The sequence below is a fragment of the Luteibacter sp. NPDC031894 genome (genome assembly GCF_050273135.1).
Classification (GTDB): domain Bacteria; phylum Pseudomonadota; class Gammaproteobacteria; order Xanthomonadales; family Rhodanobacteraceae; genus Luteibacter.
Map to the genome: position 1 here is coordinate 1,130,839 of NZ_JBNNMV010000001.1, position 20,442 is coordinate 1,151,280.

The following is a 20,442-nucleotide window of genomic DNA, read 5'->3' on the forward strand; positions in this document are numbered from 1 at the left end:
GCGCGGCGCAAGTTCACTCCCACCGTGCCGACGTCGTCCCTCGAAAAGTATGTGGGTTGGCCTCTGAACCTCAAGCTCCGGCTATGCCGGCATGGCATGGCCTTCCGTCACCAGGCGCTCGCGCTCGGCCAGCAGTTTGTCGAACGTGACGCTGGGCAGAGGGCGACTGAAGAGGTAGCCCTGCAGTTCGTCGCAACCGTTCGCGCGCAGGAAATGCAGGTGCTGCTCGATTTCCACGCCCTCGGCGACCACGCCGCGCTTGAGCCGGTGCGCCATGTCGATGGTAGCCCGGACGATCGCCTCGTCGTCGGGATCCACGCCGATGTTGCGGACGAAGCTCTGGTCGATCTTGATGCGGTCCGCCGGCAGCCGGCGCAGGTAGTCCAGCGACGCCGCGCCCGTGCCGAAATCGTCGATGGCGATACGGCAGCCCATGGCATGCAGCGCATCCAGCGTCTCCACGAGGTGCGGCACGGTCTTCACGCTGATGCTCTCGGTCACCTCGAGTTCGAGCTGGCCAGGCTCCAGCCCCGTATCGCGGAGCGCGGTCGCGACGACGCCGGCGAGGTTGGGCTGCATCAGTTGTACCGCCGAGAGGTTCACCCCCAGGCGGAGGCCGAGTCCATAGCGATCGTCCCAGGCCTTCGCCTGGGCGCACGCGGTGCGCAGTACCCACTCGCCGATGGGAACGATGAGGCCGCTGGCTTCCGCGAGCGGGATGAAGAAGCCAGGACTGATCATGCCCAGTTCCGGATGCTCCCAGCGCACCAGCGCCTCCATGCCGACGATGTCCTCGCTGGCCGCCTCCACCTGGGGCTGGTAGAACACCCGCAGTTCCTCGTTGCGCACCGCATGACGCAGGCGCACCTTCAATTCGGCCTGTTGCTGCTGCGCGGTGTCCACGTTGGCCGCGTACACCTGGTAGTTGTTGCGGCCGAGGCTCTTCGCGCCGTACATGGCTTCGTCCGCGTGGCGCAGCAACAGCTCGCCATCGGCCGCGTCGTCCGGAAAAAACGAGACGCCGACGGAGATGGTGACCTGGAGCTCCGAGCCATCCGCGAGCGACAGCGGCATCTCCATGGCCTGCGCGATCTTTTCGGCGATGCGCAGCACGTCGTCGCGCTTGATGATGTGGCGCAGGATGAGCGTGAACTCATCGCCGGCGTAGCGCGCCACGGTGTCCGATGCACGGACGCTGGCGCGTAGCCGCTTCGCGACCGAGGTCAGGACCTGGTCGCCGACGGCGTGGCCGAGGGTTTCGTTGATGCCCTTGAAGCGATCGAGGTCGACCAGCAACGTGGCGAAGCATTCGCCCGTGCGTTCGGCTTCGCGGATCGTGCTGTCGAGGCGGTCGTTGAAGAGCAGCCGGTTGGGCAACCCGGTAAGCGTGTCGATGAGCCCGCTCGCGCGGCCCTGTTCGCGCGCGCGGCGCAGCTCGAGCGCCGACGCGAAGCGAGCCGTCGCCGCGCGCAGCGCGGGTGCGAGTACCCGGCCATCGTTCGCGGTGCGACATCGGCCGGCCAGCATGGCGCCCAGCACGCTTCGCCGTTCGTCGAGCAGCGGAAGCAGGACGTATGAGCGCAGCCCGAGCGCCTCGATGAGGGGATCCGCAAGCGGCGCATCGCCAGCGTCGTCCAGGCGCACGAGCGGCTCGCCGCCGAGGCATACCTTCAGCAGCGGCAGGTCGGCGGCGTCCGGCCATTCGACGGGTGCGGGACCGTTCCAGATCCGGGCGATCACTTCGGGACCGGACTCGCTTTCGGGCAGGGCCGACCAGACGGCCACGACGTCGAGTTCCAGCGCATCGGCCAGCAAGGCCGCCGCTTCGCCCATGCCGTCATCGTCGCTCGGGCAGGCATCGAGCACGGCCAGTAACGAAAGCGCGCGCTCGGCGATATCCACCGTGCGCAAGTCGCGGAAGGCGACGGCGATGCGGTGCGCGCCGTGCTCGACGATGTGGCGCACGTCCACCTCGCCGCCGATCTCGACACCGTCCGGCCGACGAAGCGCGCATGCCACCGCGTCCCCGTCCGGAACGGGCCAGCTCGCGCCATGTGGCAGCGTGAATACCTCGGAAAGCAGGCGGCCCTGCACCGGTCCGTTCCCCGCCCACAACCGTTCCATGGCGGCACCGCTGTCCAGGATGCATCCGTCGGGTGTCGAGGCGACGACCCAGGCCGCGCCCGCGTCGAACGCGAAACGCCAGTCACTCCGGGGCACTTTCACCGCAGCTGGTAGCGGAGGCGCCTGAAGCGCCGCTCGCACGCGCTGGGCAAGCTCCGCCGCGATGGCGCCGGCGCGCAGCCAGTCGAGCGCGCCTTCCGGTGCCACGCCCGGCGTGTCATCCACGACGTAGACGACGGGCAGCGAGGCATACGCCGACGACGCGCGCAGGATGCGCAGGCCCTGCGCGGTCTCGGCACTGCCGTCGGCACCGACCACCGCCACGTGCAAGGGCGGTGCATCCGCCAGCAGGGCTTCGAGCTGCGCAGGGTCGCGCGCGCTCAGCAGGACGAAGTCGCCGTCCACATCCAGCGCGTCGAAGACCGCGCGGCGTACGTCGCGCCGCGCCGTGAAGATGAGGACGCCGCTCGGCTCGATCATGGTCGCCATCGTCAGACCACCCAGCGGCCGTCGCGGAGTCTCGGTGCGGCGGCGCGCGCCTGCCAGTCGGCGTCCACGCTAACGACGTCGTTCTCGAACGTGGCGAGCAGGCTGGGGCTTGCCCCGAGCAGGACGACCCGGCGGACGTGTCCGGTCTGGGTGCGCGAAAGTTGCCGTAAAAGCGCACCGTCCGTCGCACTCGGAGGCCCGGCCGGCATGTCCAGGAGGTACACGCCGAAGTGCAGGCTCTGCAGGATATAGCGCAGGGCGTCCCCGAGACGCACACACCCCGGGACACGCATCTGCGCGTCCCGGAGGCTGACCAGCCCCTCCGCGTGGCGCCACAGGTACACAGCTTGCCCGGTGCGCCGGGCGACCAGCCGGAACTGCTCGACGAGCAGCCCGGTGTCGTTCGTCTTCAGCGCCACCAGCGGCCCCGGGGCCGACAGGATGCGATCGAAGATATCGTGTCCTACGTTGGAATCCATGGGGTGTTCGGCGGCCTGGCAGGCGCGAAGTATCCGCCCAACGCGGGGCCGTGCGCCAGCCGTGCGGCGCCGGATCCCGGCGACCATACGGGGTGGTATCTCGCATTCGGCCCGGGGGGGAGGTATGGTGATGCGCTCATTCGCCACCGCACGATCAGCCATGTTCGAAGGACTTCGATTCAAGCACTGGAAGACCAGCGAGGGCGACGATGGCATCGTCGTCCTCACCCTCGACCGCGAGGGCGCCAGCGCGAACGCGTTGTCGCGCGAGGTGCTGGACGAACTGGACACCCTCGTCGAGCGGCTCGCCATCGAGAACCCGCGCGGCGTCGTCATCCACTCCGCTAAGCCCATGGGCTTCGCCGTGGGTGCCGATATCCGCGAGTTCGTGGAATACGCCCAGACCGGCACCGTGCTCGAAAACATCGAGAACGGCCAGCGCGTGTTCGAGAACCTGGCCCGACTGCCCTGCCCGACCGTGGCCGCCATCCATGGTGCCTGCATGGGCGGCGGCACCGAGCTCGTACTGGCCTGCCGGCTGCGCATCGCCGCCGACGACGACAGCACCCGGATCGGCCTGCCCGAGGTGATGCTGGGCATCCACCCCGGTTGGGGCGGCAGCGCCCGCCTCCCGCGTCTGATCGGCGCGCCGGACGCGCTGCCGGCGATGCTGACGGGTAAACCGTTCAGCGCTCGCCGTGCAAAGGCCGTGGGCCTGGTGGACCGCCTGGCCCGGCCGGACGAACTGCTTGCCGAGGCGCGAGAACTGGCACGTCGGCCGGCGGTGCGTCCGTTCGCGCAGCGAGCAAAGGGCTGGGCCACCAACACCGCCATCGCGCGCGCCATCCTCGCACCGATGGTGCGCAAGCAGACGGCGGCCAAGGTCCGCAAGGAACACTATCCCGCGCCCTTCGCCCTCATCGACACGTGGGCCCGCGGCGGCGGCAATATCCACCAGCGACTGCGGCTCGAGGCGAAGTCGGTCGCGAAACTCGCCACGACGCCGACGGCGCGCAACCTCATTCGCATCTTCTTCCTGCAGGAACGCCTCAAGGGACTCGGCGGCGGCATCGACCACGGCATCTCGCACGTGCATGTCGTCGGTGCGGGCACCATGGGCGGCGACATCGCCGCCTGGTCGGCGTTGAAAGGCTTCCAGGTCACGCTGCAGGACCGCGAGGCGCGCTTCGTCGAGCCGGCCATCGCCCGGGCACGCGCGCTGTACGAGAAAAAACTGAAGGCGCCCGCGAAGGTCGAGGCAGCCATGGCCCGTCTTCGCGCCGATGTCGAAGGCAGCGGCGTCGCCGATGCCGACCTCGCTATCGAGGCCATCTTCGAGAATCCCGAAGCCAAACACGCGCTCTACGCCGCGATCGAACCGCAGTTCGCCGCCGACGAGATCCTCGCGAGCAACACCTCGTCCATTCCGCTCGACGAACTTCGCCAGGGACTGAAGGCGCCACAGCGTTTCCTCGGCCTGCATTTCTTCAACCCCGTGGCGCAGATGCCGCTGGTGGAAGTCGTGCGGCACGACGCACTCGATCCCGCCATCGAAAAGCGCGCCCTCGCCTTCTGCAAGGCCATCGGCAAGCTACCGGTGCCGGTGAAGGGCACGCCGGGCTTCCTCGTCAACCGCATCCTCATGCCTTACCTGATGGAAGCCATGCGCCTCTATAACGAGGGCGTGCCCGGGCCGGTACTGGATCGCGAGGCGAAGAAATTCGGCATGCCGATGGGGCCCATCGAACTCGCCGACACGGTCGGCCTGGATGTCTGTGCCTCGGTGGGCCGTGAACTCGCGCCCTTCCTCGGCCTGGAGGTTCCGCAAGGGCTCGAGGAGAAGCTTGCCGCGAACAAGCGCGGCAAAAAGGACGGCGAAGGCCTGTATGTCTGGAAGGATGGCAAGCCGGAAAAGCCCGACGTCGACCCCGATTACGTGCCGCCGTCGGACATCCAGGACCGGATGATCCTGCCCATGGTCAACGAGGCTATCGCGTGCCTCGCGGAAAACGTGGTGGACGACGCGGACCTGCTCGACGCCGGCGTGATCTTCGGCACGGGCTTCGCTCCGTTCCGTGGCGGCCCGATCCAGTACGTGCGCAGCGAAGGCCTGGCCGTGGTGCGCGAGCGACTCGCGAAGCTGGAGCAGGCACATGGCGTGCGCTTCGCGAAGAAGGAAGGCTGGGACAACCCGGAGCTTTCTGCTCCGGTCAGCTGAGAAGCCTCGCCGCTATAGCGGCGAGCGCCCTTGGTCTCACCACATCAGGTCGTCGGGCACGCCGTCGTCCGACTCGTTCACCGCGTTGGGATCGACCAGTAACGCGATGAACTCCGGGGCGATGCCGCGCAGGTCCTCGATCACCGCTTTCTCGACCACGAGGTAGCGTCCACCCTGCTGCACGACGCCGAGTTCGCCCGCATTCAAGGCGACGAGCTGCTTCGCATCCACGTACACGCGGCGGATCTTCTCGCCGTACGGGAAGTGACGCACCTGGTCGGCGTCGGGAAGGTTGAGCGCCTTTCCTTTCAACAGGTCCTCCACCTTGCGCTTCTTCTCCTTGCGCAGCCGTGCCTGTTCGGCCGCCTCCGCTTCGGCCTGCTTCCGCTCCGTGGCCTCCTTCTGGGCACGGATGGCGTACGCCTTGGCAAGGTCGATCTCGCCGTCCTTCCGGGCGCGATCCGCACCGGCTCCCGGCTTGCCACCCTGCTGCGGGCGACCGCCCTGGTTGGGTCGGCCACCACCCTGCGGTTTGCCTGCATGGCCCGGCCGGCCGCCTTGTGGCGCCCCGGAAGGATTCGGCCTGCCGCCGCCTTGCGGCTTTCCGCCCTGCTTCGGCCGGGGGCCCGCATAGGGCTGGCCGCTCGCCGAAGCGTTACCGCCCTGGCGTGGTGACGTGGACGTCCGTTTCTCCTCGCGAATTTCCTTCACGAGGCCACTCTTCAACAATTGATCGCGCAGGGACTCTGCCATGTTCGGTAAGGCTCGTTCGATGCTTCAGTAATGCGGCGGCGGCGGTTCGGTCGTGGGATCGCTACCCAGCCCCGCGCGCATGTTCACCAGGTCCGAGCGCAGGTCGCGCACGGTGCGTTCCAGCAGGTCGAGCCGGCGTGCGATCTCCGCATCCGCCGACGACAGGGCATTCACCGTATCGTCGACAAAAGCGAGGCGCACTTCGAGCTCGGTCAGGCGCTCTTCGAGATCACCCATGGTCGCGCCCGGTCAGGCTGCGGCCACGACCGATGCCGTAATAGGCGATACCCGCCTCCTCGACCGCGACGGGATCGTACAGGTTGCGCCCGTCGAAGATCGCCGGCGTACTCAGCAACGATTTGACGCGGGCGAAGTCGGGACTGCGGAAGGCTTTCCATTCGGTGACGATGACCAATGCATCGGCACCTTCCAGCGCTTCGTAAGGACGTCCGACAAGCACGAGATCCTCACGCTCGCCGTAGATGCGTCGCGCCTCGTCCGCGGCTTCCGGGTCGAACGCACGCACGCGCGCACCGGCATCCCACAGCTGCTCCATGAGGCGGCGACTGGAGGCTTCGCGCATATCGTCGGTGTTCGGCTTGAACGCAAGGCCCCAGATCGCCACCGTGCGACCCTCGAGCTTGCCGCCGAAGTGCCTGGACAGCAGCGCGAACAGCCGCGACTTCTGCGCGTCGTTCACCGTTTCCACGGCATTGAGAAGGCGTGCGTCGTAGCCGACCGAATGGGCCGTGCGAGCCAGCGCCTGCACGTCTTTCGGGAAGCACGAGCCGCCGTAACCGGCGCCGGGATAGATGAAGTGGTAACCGATGCGCGGATCCGCGCCGATACCCTGGCGCACGAGCTCGACGTCCGCGCCCACGTGCTCCGCGATGTTCGCGATTTCGTTCATGAAACTGATCTTCGTCGCCAGCATCGCGTTGGCGGCGTATTTGGTCAGCTCGGCAGAGCGCTCGTCCATCACCACCATGCGATCGTGGTTGCGGTTGAACGGCGCATAGAGCTTCCGCAGCACGCCGATCGCCTTCGCGCTGGACGCGCCGACGACGATGCGGTCCGGGCGCAGGCAGTCCTCGACCGCGTCGCCTTCCTTCAGGAATTCGGGATTGGACACGACGTCGAACGGCACGTCGACGCCACGTGCCTTGATGCGGGCGGCCACGGCTTCGCGCACACGGTCGGCCGTGCCGACCGGGACGGTCGACTTGTTCACGACGACGGTATAGCGGTCGATGTGGTCGCCGATGGTCTTCGCGACCGCCAGCACATATTGCAGGTCGGCGCTGCCATCCTCGTCGGGCGGCGTGCCCACGGCGATGAACACGATCTCGCCATGCGCGATGGCCGGCGCGGCATCGGTGGTGAACGCCAGGCGCCCTTCGGCATGATTGCGGATGACCATCGGTTCCAGGCCGGGCTCGAAGATCGGGACGTCGCCGCCCTTCAGCCGTTCGACTTTCCTCGCGTCCACGTCGACGCAGACGACGTGGTTACCCATCTCGGCGAGGCAGGCGCCCGTAACGAGGCCTACGTAGCCGGTTCCGAAGATCGTGACTTTCATGAAGCTCCCTGAGCTTTCGACGTCGGTCGTCGTAACGGACGATTGTAGTCCGGCGGGGAGCGGGAGCAAATGAACCCCACGTGGAATAGTTCAGCGAAAACTGTCTTCCACATAAAAAAAGGGCGCGGATGGCTCCGCGCCCTTCGGGTGTTACACGAGGCCGGGGCTTACTTGCCGCCCTTGTCCTTCACGTTGCCCGGGGCAGCGCCTGCCGGCGTCGCTTCCGTCTTCAGCAGTTCGACGTCGAAGATGATCGTCGCATTCGGCGGGAAGCCATTTTCCGGCTTCGCACCGTAGGCGATGCTCGACGGGATGAACAGCTTGTACTTGCCGCCCGTCTGCATCAGCTGCAGGCCTTCGCGGAAGCCCGGGATCACCGCGGCGAGCGGAATCTTCGCCGGGCCGGCCGGCTGGTGGTCGGCCGAGGAGTCGAACTTCTCGCCGTTCACGAAGGTGCCGGTGTAGTTGACGGTGACCGTGTCGTTAGGACCCGGACGCTGGCCGGTGCCGGCCTGGACGACCTGGTACTGCAGGCCCGACGAGGTGACCTTCACGCCGGCGGCGCTCTTGTTCTTGGCGAGGAAGGCATCGCCCTCCTGCTTGTTCTGCGACGCGACCTTGTTGTACTCGGCCTCGGCCTTGACCTTCAGCTGGGCCACGAAGGCTTCGCGAACCGACTTGGCCTCGGCTTCCGACATGGTCGGCTTCTGGCCCGAGAGCGCAGCCTGCAGTGCCTTGGCGACCGTGGCGGCATCGACTTCCTTCGCCACGAGCGGCGGAAGCGAGCTGGCCAGGTCCCAACCCACGACGTAGCTGGCCTTCTGTTTGTCGACCGGTGCCGCGGAGGCAGCCGGCTTGGCGGCCTGGGCGGATGCGCCCGCGGCCGTACCCAGCGCAACCGCCAGGGCGACGGCCGTCATCGTGGGACGCAAAAAGTGCTTCATTCGATACTCCCTCTCTTGGAAAGATTCGGCGACGCCGCCGGTACACCTCCTTGTGGAGGCGGAAACGCCATTGTGCGGTGGTTCGCGCCCAGCTTGCAATGACGGGGCGAGAGACAGGCTTTCACACGAAAAGTTCAGCAATCTTTCATGGATTGAGGACTTCATCACTCCTCGTGGTCCTGGCCCGGCTTTTCGAGGGTGTCCCGGATGGCCGCCTGGAGCCGGGCATGGACCTGCACCAGCACCCGCCAGAGCAGCCAGATGAGCCCGATGCCGATCAGGACCAGTACCAGCGCCACTTCCCGCGGCGGGAGGATGGTGGAGGCCAGCGCGGCCACGAGCAGGCCCATGATCAGCATGACCGCCAGGGGAATGATCCGTCCCAGGACGGAGCGGATTCGGAAAGTCCGCGCCCCGAACCGGTCCGGGATCGACAGTTCGGCGAGGAGCATGCCCAGGGCACCGGCCTTCCGGTAGGCCGCGACGATCATCGGTAGGGAGAGCAGCGCCGCCACGGACCAGGCCAGGCTGCGGCGCACCGTCGGCTCGTCGCTGAACAGGTCCAGGTGCAGGAAGCCTCGCCGGTAAGCGAATGCCACGATGATGAACACCGCCACCACCAGTGCCGTGTTGATGACCACGTGCCAGACCAGCCGCCGGATCATCTTCATGACGATGGCGCCCTGCCCCTGCAGGCCCAGGTTGCCCATCCATTCCGTATAGGCACTGAAGACGCCGGTGACCCGGTTCGGCAGCGCCCGCCCGAGGAAGCGCGCCAGCGGGTCGGAGGAGCGGATCAGATAGGGCGTAAGGAAGGTCGTGATCGCCGATACGGCAACGGCAACCGGGTAGAGGAAGCCGCTGGTCACCTTCAGGGTGAGTCCGAGGGACGCGATGACGAACGAGAACTCGCCGATCTGCGCCAGGCCCATGCCCACGCGCAAGGATGTCCGCCCGTCGTTGCCGGCGACGAAACTGCCGAAGCTGCAGGTGATCACCTTGCCCACCACGACCGCGATGGTGACCACGGTGATCGGCCACGCGTATTCGAGCAGCAGGTCGGGATCGATCAGCATGCCGATGGCCACGAAGAACACCGCGCTGAACATGTCGCGCACAGGCGTCACGATGTGCTCGATCCTCGCCACGCTTTCCGACTCGGCCACGATCGCGCCGATCATGAAGGCGCCAAGCGCCACGCTGTAACCCAATTCGGTGACCAGCAGGCAAAAGCCGAAGCAAATGCCGAGGACGGCGACGAGGAGCACGTCGTTGCGGCTCACCCGGGCGATGTAATCGACGACGCGCGGCACGAGGAGCAGGCCGACCACGAGCGACACCGCCATGAACAGGCCAAGCCGGCCGACGGCAGCGAGCGCCTCTCCCGCCTCGACGCCGCCCGTGCTCGCGATACCCGTGAGCAGGGCCATGAGCACGATCGCCAGCAAGTCTTCAACGATGAGGATGCCGAACATCAGCTGCGCGAAACGTTCGCGCTTGAGGCCGAGGTCCTCGAGCGCCTTCATGATGATCGTCGTCGACGAGATGGAAAGCATGGCGCCGAGGAACAGCGAATCCATGGCCGACCAGCCGAAGAACCGGCCGATCTCGTAGCCGATCCACACCATGAGCACGATTTCGGCGAATGCCGCGACGAGCGCGGCACCTCCGACCGCACGCAGCTTCTTGAGGCTGAACTCCAGACCCAGCGCGAAGAGGAGCAGGATCATGCCCATCTCCGACAACGTGCGGATCGTTTCCTCGTCGTGGATGAAGATCACTGGCAGCGTGTGCGGGCCCACGACCATGCCGGCGATGATGTAGCCCAGCACGACAGGCTGCCTGAGGCGCTGGAAAAGCACCGTGGTGAGTCCGGCCACGAGCATCACCGTGGCCAGGTCCTGGATGAAGACGATGCCGTGCATGCCGTTCCCTGTGAGTACGTAGGGACAGGTTACCCTTTCGAAAATAAATTCAAAAAAAATGTAATGAATGCTTGACGGAAACGCGGCCCGGACGTAATCTTTGCGGCTTCCAGCAGGGGGCCATAGCTCAGCTGGGAGAGCGCCTGCATGGCATGCAGGAGGTCGCCGGTTCGATCCCGGCTGGCTCCACCAACTTCTAGTACGTCCCCATCGTCTAGAGGCCTAGGACATCACCCTTTCACGGTGGCGACCGGGGTTCGAATCCCCGTGGGGACGCCACTTTCCGGTCCGCCGGAGAGTGTAAAGGACGAAGGAAGTTGGTTGTTGTTGGAAGTTGGAACGTAAGTGTGGAGCGGTAGTTCAGTCGGTTAGAATGCTGGCCTGTCACGCCGGAGGTCGCGGGTTCGAGTCCCGTCCGCTCCGCCATTACTTCCAAAGAAGAATCCGCCGATTGGCGGATTTTTTTTGCCTGGAATCTGGTCTTGCCGCTCACCCCACGACATCCGCGCCTGATGGGTGGGAGCCGACCCTGTCGGCGATAGCACGGCTGCCGCGAGCACCCATCGCCGACAGGGTCGGCTCCCACCAGAGCTGAAAGCTCCGCTATTCGACCCGTTCCAGCGTCCCGATCGAATGCCCCTGCTCCGCCAGGAACTCCAGCCAGCGGCTGAGGAAGCCGTTCATGCGCAGGCGGTGCTGGAGAACGGTGTGTGCCGGCGGGAACGGACCCAGCACGTGCGTGAGCTTCCGGCCGGGATGGCAGTGCATCGCTTCGGCCACGTGCGCATCGGTGTACATGCGCAGCTGGGCGGAGGGCGACGGTTGGCCGGTGGTTTCGTCGACGAAGTCGTAGGTCAGCTCGAGTTCGAGCGTGTACGGATGCTTTTCCTGCACATCGAGCAGCACCTTCAGTCCGTCGTCCACGTCGGAAACATAGCGCCCCGGCGCCAGGCGCTGCGGCGCGAACAGCCGCGCCAGGCGGTGGTAGTTCTCCGCATAGAGGCCCATCAGGAATTCGAAGCGTCCTGGAATGAGGGCGATGGGGCGTTCGATGACGGCGGTCATGGGTGAGGCACAGGCTCCGTAAGGTTCTCGTTTAGTACATGTGGCGCTCGATACCGAGGTACTCGAAGATCTTGCTCGAAATTTCCTCGATCGACGTATGCGTGGTGTTGAGGACCGGTATGTTTTCCCGTCGCATCAGCCTGTCGGCCTGCTCCAGTTCCCAACGGCATTGTTTCAACGTGGCGTAGCGGCTGCCGGGGCGGCGCTGCTCGCGGATCTGCGCCAGGCGGACGGGATCGATGGTGAGCCCGAACAGCCGGCTGCGATAAGGGCGGAGGCGCGTCGGCAGTTCCAGCTTGTCGAGGTCGTCGTCCGTGAGGGGATAATTGGCGGCGCAGACGCCGTAATGCAAGGCCATGTACAGGCAGGTGGGCGTCTTGCCCGAGCGGGACACGCCGACCAGCACCACGTCGGACTGGTTGTAATCCACGTCCAGCCCGTCGTCGTGGGCCAGGGCGTAATTGGTGGCCTCGATACGGGCCTCGTAACGCTCGAAATCCACCAGGCCGTGGGAACGGTTGACGGCGCCCGACTGCTTGGCGCCCAGCTCGGCCTCCAGGGGCTCGATAAAGGGGGCGAACACGTCCAGCATCAGCGCCCCGCTGCCGGCGACGATGTCGCAGAGGGCCCTGGACGTCATCGTATTGACCACGATGGGACGCTGCCCGTCCTGGGCGTACTTGGTCTTGATCCGCAGGCACGCCGATTCCGCCTTGGCGGCATTATCGATGAACGGCAACCGGTGGGTGTCGAACTGGACCCCCTCGAACTGGGCCAGCATGCTGTTGCCGATGGTTTCGGCCGTGATGCCGGTGGAGTCGGAGATGAAGAACACGGTGCGGCGCATCGGGTGTTTTCCCTGCGGGTGGTCCATGGAGCCACCTTATCTCAAGACGCCCCGATGACAATCCACCCCGCATGATCGCTGAACGTTTGTGCGTCGCGCCTTGTTTCGCCGGCACCCTGCCCCCGACAATGCCGGGATTTTATCGCGCGGCCCGCCGCAAAACCGACGACCGATTGTGAGGATGATCCCTTGAGCGACCTGGTACTTTGGCTCGACGCGCTGCGCATGACCGACCTGGGCAAGGTGGGCGGCAAGAACGCCTCCCTTGGCGAGATGATCGGCAACCTGGCGAAACTGGGTGTCTCCGTGCCGGGCGGCTTCGCCACCACGGCCGACGCCTTCCAGACCTACCTCGAGAAGAGCGGCCTCGCGAAGCGCATCGCCGAGCGCCTGGCCACCCTCGATGTGGACGACGTGGACGAACTGACCCGCGGCGGCAAGGAAATCCGCGGCTGGATCGTCGACACCGCCCTCCCCGCCGACCTCGAGCAGGCCATCCGCGAGGCTTACATCAAGCTCTGCAAGGATGCCGGCGCCACCGACATCGCGGTGGCCGTGCGCTCCTCCGCCACTGCCGAGGACCTTCCCGACGCCTCGTTCGCCGGCCAGCAGGAAACCTTCCTCAACGTCGTCGGCATCGACGACGTGCTGCACAAGGTGAAGGAAGTCTTCGCCTCGTTGTACAACGATCGTGCCATTGCCTACCGCGTGCACCAGGGCTTCAAGCACGAGGACGTGTTCCTCTCTGCAGGCGTGCAGCTGATGGTGCGTTCGGATGTCGGTTCCTCGGGCGTGCTCTTCACCCTCGACACCGAATCCGGTTTCCGCGACGTGGTGTTCGTCACCGGCTCCTACGGCCTCGGCGAGATGGTCGTGCAGGGTGCCGTGAACCCCGATGAGTTCTACGTGTTCAAGCCGACCCTGCGCGAAGGCAAGCCCGCCGTGCTTCGCCGCAGCCTGGGTGCGAAGCAGCAGCGCATGGTCTACTCCGATCAGCCCGGCGAGCGCGTGCGCATCGAGGAAACACCGGTGCAGGATCGCCACCGCTTCTGCATCGACGATGCCGACGTGGAAGAACTGTCGCGCCAGGCGCTGGTCATCGAGAAGCACTACGGCCGCCCGATGGATATCGAGTGGGCCAAGGACGGTCACACCGGCAAGCTGTACATCGTGCAGGCGCGCCCGGAAACGGTGAAGTCGCGCTCCCATGCGACCACGCTGGAGCGCTTCCAACTCGGCGAGAAGGGCAAGGTGCTCACCGAAGGCCGGGCCATCGGCCAGAAGATCGGCGCCGGCAAGGCGCGCGTGATCCGCTCGCTCGCCGACATGAACAAGGTTCAGCCCGGCGACGTGCTCGTGGCCGACATGACCGATCCCGACTGGGAGCCGGTGATGAAGCGTGCGGCCGCGATCGTCACCAACCGCGGTGGCCGTACCTGCCACGCCGCGATCATCGCGCGCGAACTCGGTGTGCCGGCGGTCGTCGGTTGCGGTAACGCGCTGGACACCATTCCGGACGGCGCCGACGTCACCGTGTCCTGTGCCGAGGGCGACACCGGCACGATCTACGAAGGCATCCTGAAGTTCGATCGCATCACCGCCGACCTGGGCGCGATGCCCGAGGCGCCGTTGAAGATCATGATGAACGTGGCCAACCCGGAACGCGCGTTCGACTTCGGCATGTTGCCGAATGCCGGCATCGGTCTGGCCCGTCTCGAGATGATCATCGCCAGCCACATCGGCGTGCATCCGAAGGCGTTGCTGGAATATGCCAAGCAGGACGCCGAAACCAAGGCGCGTATCGACGCGCGCATCGCCGGCTACAAGGATCCGGTGTCGTTCTATGTCGATCGCCTCGGCGAAGGCATCGCCACCATCGCCGCGTCGGTGTATCCGAAGCCGGTGATCGTGCGCCTGTCCGACTTCAAGTCGAACGAATACGCCGGCCTGCTCGGCGGCTCGCGGTACGAGCCGCATGAAGAGAACCCGATGATCGGCTACCGCGGCGCCAGCCGTTACGTCGATCCGGGCTTCGCCGAATCCTTCGCGCTCGAGTGCAAGGCGGTGAAGCACGTGCGCGAAACGATGGGCCTCACCAATGTGTGGGTGATGATCCCGTTCGTGCGCACGCTGGACGAAGGCCGCAAGGTGGTCGAGGTACTGCGCCAGAACGGTCTGGTCCAGGGCGAGCACGACCTGAAGGTCATCATGATGTGCGAAGTCCCGTCGAACGCCCTCCTGGCCGACGAATTCCTCGACATCTTCGACGGCTTCTCGATCGGCTCGAACGACCTGACCCAGCTCACCCTCGGCCTCGACCGCGATTCGAGCATCGTCGCCCACCTGTTCGACGAGCGCGACGCGGCGGTGAAGAAGCTGCTCGCCATGGCGATCCGAACGGCGCGCGAGAAGGGCAAGTACGTCGGCATCTGCGGCCAGGGTCCGTCGGACCACCCGGACCTTGCCGAATGGTTGATGGAACAGGGCATCGAATCGATGTCGTTGAACCCGGATACCGTGGTGGATACCTGGCTGCGGCTGGCAAAGAAGAAGGCCGGCTAAGGGCTTCAAAAGCATCGCCGACAGGGTCGGCTCCCACCAGGCACTGCAACCTGCTCGGTGGGAGCCGACCCTGTCGGCGATTACATGTGCACGGTCACGCCCGCCGCGCGATAGCGCGCCACCACCGCCGGATCCGTATCGCTCGCCACCACCAGATGCGTGATGCCCGTGATCGGCGCCGTGTGATGCGTCGCCGAGGCCACCAGCTTGTCGGGCGTGGCGATGGCCACCGTCTCTCCGCTGGCCTCGATGATGGCCTGCTTGAACACGGTCTCCTCCTCGTCGAAGGTCCATAGCCCGCGCTCGGGATCGATCGCGCATACCCCCGGAAAGCAGAGGTCGGCGCGAATGTCCTGGGCCTGCCGCACCGTGCGCGAGCCGATCGCGCCGCCAATCCGCGGGTCCACGCGTCCGCCGAGCAGGATCACTTCGAACCCAGGCCTGCCCAGCACCGCGGTCGCCACGTCCGGCGCGTTGGTCACCACCGTGAGGTCGCGATGGTCCGGCAGTGCCTTGGCCAACGCGGTGTTGGTCGAACCGGCATCGACGAAGAGGATCTGTCCTTCGCCGACCAATGCCGCGGCCACGCGGGCAAGCGCGCGCTTCAACTCCGCCCGCTCGCGATGGCGCTCATCGAGCGGTGCGACGTGTTGCATGAGCAAGGCGCCGCCATACACGCGCCGGCACAACCCCTGTGCCGCGAGGTCGCGCAAATCGCGACGGATGGAATCCTCCGAGACCCGGAATTCCTGGGCGAGATCGGCGGCGACCACCTTGCCGTCGCGACCCAGCCGGTCGAGGATCAGCTGTTGTCGCTCGCGTGGCAGCGTGGTGTCGAACGGCGCGTTCATCGCGGCAGGAAGCCCAGCTCGATCAACTCCGTCCGCAGCTGCGCCGGCGCATGGAAGTGGATGCCATGGATGCCGAGGGCTTCCGCGGCGTCCACGTTCGCCTTGTTGTCGTCGATGAAGACGGCGCGCGATGGGTCGATGTCGTAGCGCTCGAGCAGGGTCTCGTAGAGCTTCGGATCGGGCTTGATCATGCCTTCCTTCCCGGACACGACGATACCGTCGAAGAGGGAGAGGAAATCGAAACGTTCTTCCGCCACGGGAAAGGTCTCCTGCGACCAGTTGGTGAGGCCGTAGAGCGGATGTCCGGCCTCCTTCAACTCGCGCAGGATGTGCAGGCTGTCGTCGATGGGGCCGCCGAGCGTTTCCTCCCAGCGATGCTGGTAGGCGGCAATGAGATCCGCCTTGGTCGGGTGCTCCGCCGTGAGCAGGCGCACGGCCTCGTCCCATGAGCGCCCCGCGTCCTGCTGCAGGTTCCATTCGGGCGTGGTCACTTCCGCGAGGAAGGCTTCCATCGCCGCTTCGTCGTCGCCGAACAGCTTGCGATAGAGGTAGCGCGGGTTCCAGTCGATAAGGACACCGCCGAAATCGAAGATGACGACATCGCGTTTACTGTGCATGGTGGATTCCTTGTGGCGATTAACGCCGCGCGATGGACGCGCAGGCCGAGACGACGACGAGCAGCACGGCCACGCCGCAAAGGGCGATGGAGAGGCTGCTGTGCTGGGCCGCGAAGCCGATGGCCGCCGGCCCGGCGAGCATGCCCGCGTAGCCGAGCGACGTGACCGTGGCGATAGCGATGCCCGGCGAGGTACGGGGCTGCCGGCCGGCGGCGCTGAACAGCACCGGGACGATGTTCGATGCGCCGAGTCCGACGAGGACGAAACCCACCAGCGCCATCGGCCCCCATGGCAACACGGTGGCGAGGAAGAAGCCCAGGGCCGCGAGGAAGGCGCCGGCGCGGACGATCGTCACCGGGCCCAACGAGGCCGTGATGCGATCGCCGAGGAGCCGCCCGCACGCCATGGCGACGGAGAACGCCGCATAACCGAGACCCGCCAGCGAAGGATCGAAGCCGCGCGAATAGCGAAGGAAGACCGCGCTCCAGTCCAGCATCGCGCCTTCGGCGAGGAACACGACCAGGCAGAGGAACCCGAGCAGGAGCACGGCAGCGGAAGGAAGGCGGAAGATGGAATGCGTTTCGTCGGTGTCGTGCAGGCGGACGATGAAATGCCGCCACTGCGTGGCCACGATCGCCAGCAAGCCCCCCGACACGGCCAGCGCGCCGCCGGTGAGCGGCATGCCCGCTTTCAGCAAGGCGGCCATGCCAGCCGAACCGACCAGGCCACCGACGCTGAAGAGGCCATGGAAGCCGGACATCATCGGTTTGCCGGCATGCTTCTCGACATCCACGGCGTGCGCGTTCATGGCGACGTCGACCACGCCCAGCGAGGCCCCGAAGAACAGCAGGGCCGCACCCAGCCAGTACGCGTCCGGCGCGATCGTCAGCAAGGGCAAGGCCACGCAGACCATCAACGCGCTGACACCGATCACGTCGCGATTGCCGTAGCGATGGGTCAGGAACCCCGCCAGCGGCATGGCCGCGACCGCGCCGCAACCCATGCACAGCAACACGAGGCCCAGCGTGGCCTCGTCGAGGCCGAGTTTCGCCTTGGCGTACGGGACCATCGGGGCCCAGCTGGCCATGCCGATACCGGAGAGGAGGAAGACGAGACGGGTGGCTCGCGCTGGTCGCATGGGGCGTCCTTTCGAGGATGACGATTCGGGCATCAATGTATTGAATCGTGCACAAACGTGCAACTCATTTCTCTCTTGCGTACCGCAGCGTAGACCTGTACAAATGTACACATGTCGACTCCCCTTACAGACCGTCAGCAAAAGACCCTCGCGTTCCTGCGGGAATACCTGCAGAGCCAAGGTCTTCCTCCCACGCTGCGCGAGATCGCCGACGCCTTGGGTTTCTCCAGCCACAGTTCCGCCCAGGCCTGCGTAGAATCGCTGGTAAAGAAAGGGGTGCTGGAGCGCTCGCCGCAGCATCGCGGCCTGCGCCTGCCGGCGGGCGACACGGGCTTCCGCGGCCTGGCGGCGGCGAACGACCTCCCCTTGATCGGCCGCGTCGCCGCGGGTTCGCCCATCCTCGCCGAGGAAAACATCGAGTCACAGCTCGAAGTGGATCCGGCGCTGTTCCGTCCCCGCGCCGACTACCTCCTTCGCGTGGTGGGCATGAGCATGCGCGACGCCGGCATCCTCGACGGCGACCTGCTCGCCGTGCACAAGACCGCCACGGCGAACGACGGACAGATCGTCGTCGCCCGGCTCGATGACGAAGTCACCGTGAAGCGCCTGAAGCACGAACGCGACCGCCTCCTGTTGTTACCCGAAAACCCCGACTTCGATCCCATCGAAGTCGACCCACGCCGCCATGCGTTCGCCATCGAAGGGCGTTACGTCGGCATCATCCGCAGGACCTGACCATGAACGCCATCGTTACCCCGAACCTTGCCCAGGTGCTCGACCATCCCGGTATCTGGCGGCGGTCAGCCGATCGCCAGCCGCGCGTGCGTGCGTTGACGACGGGCTGGACCTCGTTGGATGCGAAACTTCCCGGTGGCGGCTGGCCGCAGGGCGCGTTGAGCGAGATCCTGTTCGAACACGACGGCCTGGGTGAACTGGACCTGGTGATGCCCGCGCTGGCCGCGCTCACCCAGGAACACCGCCGGGTGATCTTCGTCGCCCCGCCCTACCAGCCTTATGCGCCCGCCCTCGCGGCGGCCGGCGTGGACCTGCGCTTCCTGCACGAGATCCACGCCGGCAGCACCGAGGCCGCATGGAGCATGGAGCAGTGCCTGCGCTCGGGTTGCTGCGGCGCCGTGGTCGGCTGGCTACCTGACATCGATTACCGCAGCCTGCGCCGCCTGCAGCTGGCCGCCGAAAGCGGCGATGCCTGCGCCATGATCTTCCGGCCCGCCGCGCACGCCGCGCAGAACAGCCCGGCCGCGCTCCGCCTCAAGGTCAGCAACAGCGACGAAGCCACTTACGTGGACGTGCTCAAGTCACGGGGTCTGCTGACCACCACCGCTCCGCTGCTGCGCATGCGGGCCTGATGGAAGTCCTCATGACGAAGCGTATGCCACGCCGTCATGACGGACGCACCGTCGTCGCCACTCTTACGCAGCCATGCTTTGGGCCTGTCTCCGTTTTCCCGGCCTGGCGTTCTCCGCCGCCTTCGCCGCGACACCGGAGGCAGGCCCCTCCGCCCTGCTGGATCACAAGGCGCGCCAGCGCCTGATTGCCGCGGCGAACACAGAGGCCTCATCCCTCGGTGTTCGTCGCGGTCAAAGCCTCGCCGCTGCGCGCGCCTTGTGTCCCGCTCTCGATGTACGCCCGCGCGATCCCGACGCGGAAGAACGCCTGCTCACCGAACTGGCCGCGTGGTGCTACCAGTTCAGTGGCCACGTGAGCCTCGTGCCGCCGAACGCGATCCTGATGGAAGTCGGCGCCAGCCTGCGCCTGTTCGACGGCTGGCCGGTACTGGCCGAACGGCTGCGCGCCGGGCTTAACGAACAAGGTCACGCGCATACGCTGGCGGCCACGCCGTTCGCCGCCGCGTCCTGGGTCTTCGCCGCCAGTGCCGACGGCATGGTGTTGCCCGAGCATGAAGGCGTGCGGCGCATGCTTGGCGCCTTGTCCCTGAAACAGAGCGGCCTGCCCGCCGCCACGGTGACGTCGCTGCAGGCGATGGGCTTCCGTCGCCTCGACGAGGTATTCCGCCTGCCGCGCCCCGAACTCACGCGACGCATCGGGCGCGAGGGCGTGAACTGGCTCGACCGCATCCAAGGACAGGCTTCCGACGTGTTGCCCGCATGGCAGCCTCCGGCGAGCTTCCGGCAGAAGATCGAGTTCGACGGCGAACTGGACGGCAGCCAGCCGTTGCTCTTCCCGCTGCGCCGCCTCACCCGCGCGCTCGCCAACCTGCTCGCCGCACGCGACGGCGGCGTGCAGCGCTTCACCCTTACCCTCGAGCACGCCCGTGGCGAAACCACGCTCATTCCTGTCGCCATGGCCGCGCCGCAGCGCGATGCCGAGCGATTGTTCGAGCTGGCGCGCACGCGCCTGGAACGCGCCTCCCTGCCCGCTCCGGCGCGAGCGATCGAACTGGACGCCGCCGAGCTGCCGGTATTCCGCCCGCCCGTGCGCGACCTTTTCGAGCCCGTGCGCGGCGACGGCCTGGACTGGCCCACGCTCGACGAACGCCTGCGCGCCCGCCTCGGCGACGCGGCGCTGCGGCAGATCGCGCTGGTGGCCGATCACCGACCCGAATACGCGTCCCGTTACGGCAAACCTTCGGGCACGGTATCGCCGCCGCGACGTCGTCGCCCCCTCTGGCTGCTGCCGCGGCCGATGCCGATGCGACCGGAACCCGCCGCCGTGCTCGCTGGTCCCGAACGCATCGAAAGTGGCTGGTGGGACGGTTTCGACACGCGCCGTGATTACTACATCGTGCGTACCGTGCACGGACAGCAAGCCTGGGCCTACCTGCCTCCGGGCACCCTCGACGGCTGGATGCTGCACGGCTGGTTCGCCTGAC

The 20,442-nt window shown here is 66.5% G+C and carries 17 protein-coding genes and 3 tRNA genes; 8 read left to right on the plus strand and 12 right to left on the minus strand.

The features are described from left to right. Nucleotides 1–81: 81 nt before the first annotated feature. Nucleotides 82–2,604 (minus strand): putative bifunctional diguanylate cyclase/phosphodiesterase, encoded by a 2,523-nt coding sequence (locus ACQKIE_RS05445; RefSeq protein WP_427456562.1) that lies wholly within the window; start codon nt 2,602–2,604, stop codon nt 82–84. Between the two features lie 11 nt (nt 2,605–2,615). Then, the gene (locus ACQKIE_RS05450) at nt 2,616–3,092 is read right to left on the minus strand and encodes a hypothetical protein (protein ID WP_427456564.1); all 477 of its coding nucleotides are present in this window, start codon (nt 3,090–3,092) and stop codon (nt 2,616–2,618) included. Between the two features lie 160 nt (nt 3,093–3,252). On the opposite strand from ACQKIE_RS05450, the gene ACQKIE_RS05455 reads away from it, so the two are divergent. Continuing rightward, entirely contained in the window at nt 3,253–5,310 is a 2,058-nt protein-coding gene (locus ACQKIE_RS05455; protein ID WP_427456566.1) for a 3-hydroxyacyl-CoA dehydrogenase NAD-binding domain-containing protein, read from the plus strand. 36 nt (nt 5,311–5,346) lie between these two features. Here ACQKIE_RS05455 and ACQKIE_RS05460 read toward each other — a convergent pair whose 3' ends face one another. From ACQKIE_RS05460 to ACQKIE_RS05480, 5 genes are all read right to left on the minus strand, one after another. Then, the gene (locus ACQKIE_RS05460) at nt 5,347–6,063 is read right to left on the minus strand and encodes a DUF2058 family protein (RefSeq protein ID WP_427456568.1); all 717 of its coding nucleotides are present in this window, start codon (nt 6,061–6,063) and stop codon (nt 5,347–5,349) included. Between the two features lie 24 nt (nt 6,064–6,087). Then, nucleotides 6,088–6,300 carry a SlyX family protein gene (locus ACQKIE_RS05465; protein ID WP_427456570.1) on the minus strand — a complete coding sequence of 71 codons (213 nt, stop codon included), beginning with the start codon at nt 6,298–6,300 and terminating at the stop codon, nt 6,088–6,090. Continuing rightward, the gene (locus ACQKIE_RS05470; RefSeq protein WP_427456572.1) at nt 6,293–7,642 is read right to left on the minus strand and encodes a UDP-glucose dehydrogenase family protein; all 1,350 of its coding nucleotides are present in this window, start codon (nt 7,640–7,642) and stop codon (nt 6,293–6,295) included. Before ACQKIE_RS05470 ends, ACQKIE_RS05465 begins: the two co-directional genes overlap by 8 nt. Nucleotides 7,643–7,809: 167 nt before the next feature. Then, nucleotides 7,810–8,586 carry an FKBP-type peptidyl-prolyl cis-trans isomerase gene (locus ACQKIE_RS05475; RefSeq protein ID WP_427456574.1) on the minus strand — a complete coding sequence of 259 codons (777 nt, stop codon included), beginning with the start codon at nt 8,584–8,586 and terminating at the stop codon, nt 7,810–7,812. A 164-nt stretch (nt 8,587–8,750) separates the two neighbouring features. Continuing rightward, nucleotides 8,751–10,511 (minus strand): cation:proton antiporter, encoded by a 1,761-nt coding sequence (locus ACQKIE_RS05480; RefSeq protein ID WP_427456576.1) that lies wholly within the window; start codon nt 10,509–10,511, stop codon nt 8,751–8,753. 116 nt (nt 10,512–10,627) lie between these two features. Here ACQKIE_RS05480 and ACQKIE_RS05485 point away from each other — a divergent pair. The 3 genes from ACQKIE_RS05485 (at nt 10,628) to ACQKIE_RS05495 (ending at nt 10,937) form a co-directional block, all read left to right on the plus strand. Further along, nucleotides 10,628–10,703: transfer RNA gene (locus tag ACQKIE_RS05485), tRNA-Ala, on the plus strand. 11 nt (nt 10,704–10,714) lie between these two features. Beyond that, a tRNA-Glu gene (locus tag ACQKIE_RS05490) sits at nt 10,715–10,790 on the plus strand. Nucleotides 10,791–10,860: 70 nt separating this feature from the next. Continuing rightward, nucleotides 10,861–10,937: transfer RNA gene (locus ACQKIE_RS05495), tRNA-Asp, on the plus strand. A gap of 177 nt (nt 10,938–11,114) precedes the next feature. Here ACQKIE_RS05495 and ACQKIE_RS05500 read toward each other — a convergent pair. After that, on the minus strand, nt 11,115–11,576 hold the full coding sequence (locus tag ACQKIE_RS05500; protein ID WP_427456578.1) for a DUF1249 domain-containing protein: 462 nt from the start codon (nt 11,574–11,576) through the stop codon (nt 11,115–11,117). A gap of 31 nt (nt 11,577–11,607) precedes the next feature. Next, nucleotides 11,608–12,423, minus strand: a complete 816-nt coding sequence (gene ppsR / locus ACQKIE_RS05505; RefSeq protein ID WP_427456820.1) for a posphoenolpyruvate synthetase regulatory kinase/phosphorylase PpsR — start codon at nt 12,421–12,423, stop codon at nt 11,608–11,610. A gap of 189 nt (nt 12,424–12,612) precedes the next feature. Here ppsR and ppsA point away from each other — a divergent pair, with 189 nt between their 5' ends. Then, on the plus strand, nt 12,613–14,985 hold the full coding sequence (gene ppsA / locus ACQKIE_RS05510) for a phosphoenolpyruvate synthase (RefSeq protein ID WP_427456580.1): 2,373 nt from the start codon (nt 12,613–12,615) through the stop codon (nt 14,983–14,985). A gap of 80 nt (nt 14,986–15,065) precedes the next feature. On the opposite strand, the gene ACQKIE_RS05515 is transcribed toward ppsA, so the two are convergent. The 3 genes from ACQKIE_RS05515 to ACQKIE_RS05525 are packed head-to-tail and all read right to left on the minus strand — an operon-like array spanning nt 15,066 to nt 17,591. Then, nucleotides 15,066–15,836: a DeoR/GlpR family DNA-binding transcription regulator gene (locus ACQKIE_RS05515; RefSeq protein ID WP_427456582.1), complete on the minus strand. Its 771-nt coding sequence runs from the start codon at nt 15,834–15,836 to the stop codon at nt 15,066–15,068. After that, nucleotides 15,833–16,453, minus strand: coding sequence for an HAD family hydrolase (locus tag ACQKIE_RS05520; protein WP_427456584.1), 621 nt, complete (start codon nt 16,451–16,453; stop codon nt 15,833–15,835). The genes ACQKIE_RS05515 and ACQKIE_RS05520 overlap by 4 nt, the downstream gene beginning before the upstream one ends. 19 nt (nt 16,454–16,472) lie before the next feature. After that, a complete protein-coding gene (locus ACQKIE_RS05525; RefSeq protein WP_427456586.1) occupies nt 16,473–17,591 on the minus strand; it encodes an MFS transporter in 1,119 nt (372 codons plus the stop codon). Nucleotides 17,592–17,702: 111 nt separating this feature from the next. Between ACQKIE_RS05525 and lexA the strand changes: the two genes are divergently transcribed. The 3 genes from lexA (at nt 17,703) to ACQKIE_RS05540 (ending at nt 20,441) form a co-directional block, all read left to right on the plus strand. Continuing rightward, a complete protein-coding gene (lexA, locus tag ACQKIE_RS05530) occupies nt 17,703–18,326 on the plus strand; it encodes a transcriptional repressor LexA (protein ID WP_427456588.1) in 624 nt (207 codons plus the stop codon). Nucleotides 18,327–18,328: 2 nt separating this feature from the next. Beyond that, a complete protein-coding gene (imuA, locus tag ACQKIE_RS05535; RefSeq protein ID WP_427456590.1) occupies nt 18,329–18,958 on the plus strand; it encodes a translesion DNA synthesis-associated protein ImuA in 630 nt (209 codons plus the stop codon). Between the two features lie 73 nt (nt 18,959–19,031). Continuing rightward, entirely contained in the window at nt 19,032–20,441 is a 1,410-nt protein-coding gene (locus ACQKIE_RS05540; protein WP_427456592.1) for a Y-family DNA polymerase, read from the plus strand. Nucleotide 20,442: the final 1 nt, after the last annotated feature.

Coding starts and splice junctions, on each gene's coding strand:
- ACQKIE_RS05445 (WP_427456562.1), bottom strand. CDS start 2,604: ATGATCGAGCCGAGCGGCGTCCTCATCTTCACGGCGCGGCGCGACGTA.
- ACQKIE_RS05450 (WP_427456564.1), bottom strand. CDS start 3,092: ATGGATTCCAACGTAGGACACGATATCTTCGATCGCATCCTGTCGGCC.
- ACQKIE_RS05455 (WP_427456566.1), top strand. CDS start 3,253: ATGTTCGAAGGACTTCGATTCAAGCACTGGAAGACCAGCGAGGGCGAC.
- ACQKIE_RS05460 (WP_427456568.1), bottom strand. CDS start 6,063: ATGGCAGAGTCCCTGCGCGATCAATTGTTGAAGAGTGGCCTCGTGAAG.
- ACQKIE_RS05465 (WP_427456570.1), bottom strand. CDS start 6,300: ATGGGTGATCTCGAAGAGCGCCTGACCGAGCTCGAAGTGCGCCTCGCT.
- ACQKIE_RS05470 (WP_427456572.1), bottom strand. CDS start 7,642: ATGAAAGTCACGATCTTCGGAACCGGCTACGTAGGCCTCGTTACGGGC.
- ACQKIE_RS05475 (WP_427456574.1), bottom strand. CDS start 8,586: ATGAAGCACTTTTTGCGTCCCACGATGACGGCCGTCGCCCTGGCGGTT.
- ACQKIE_RS05480 (WP_427456576.1), bottom strand. CDS start 10,511: ATGCACGGCATCGTCTTCATCCAGGACCTGGCCACGGTGATGCTCGTG.
- ACQKIE_RS05500 (WP_427456578.1), bottom strand. CDS start 11,576: ATGACCGCCGTCATCGAACGCCCCATCGCCCTCATTCCAGGACGCTTC.
- ppsR (WP_427456820.1), bottom strand. CDS start 12,423: ATGCGCCGCACCGTGTTCTTCATCTCCGACTCCACCGGCATCACGGCC.
- ACQKIE_RS05515 (WP_427456582.1), bottom strand. CDS start 15,836: ATGAACGCGCCGTTCGACACCACGCTGCCACGCGAGCGACAACAGCTG.
- ACQKIE_RS05520 (WP_427456584.1), bottom strand. CDS start 16,453: ATGCACAGTAAACGCGATGTCGTCATCTTCGATTTCGGCGGTGTCCTT.
- ACQKIE_RS05525 (WP_427456586.1), bottom strand. CDS start 17,591: ATGCGACCAGCGCGAGCCACCCGTCTCGTCTTCCTCCTCTCCGGTATC.
- lexA (WP_427456588.1), top strand. CDS start 17,703: ATGTCGACTCCCCTTACAGACCGTCAGCAAAAGACCCTCGCGTTCCTG.
- imuA (WP_427456590.1), top strand. CDS start 18,329: ATGAACGCCATCGTTACCCCGAACCTTGCCCAGGTGCTCGACCATCCC.
- ACQKIE_RS05540 (WP_427456592.1), top strand. CDS start 19,032: ATGCTTTGGGCCTGTCTCCGTTTTCCCGGCCTGGCGTTCTCCGCCGCC.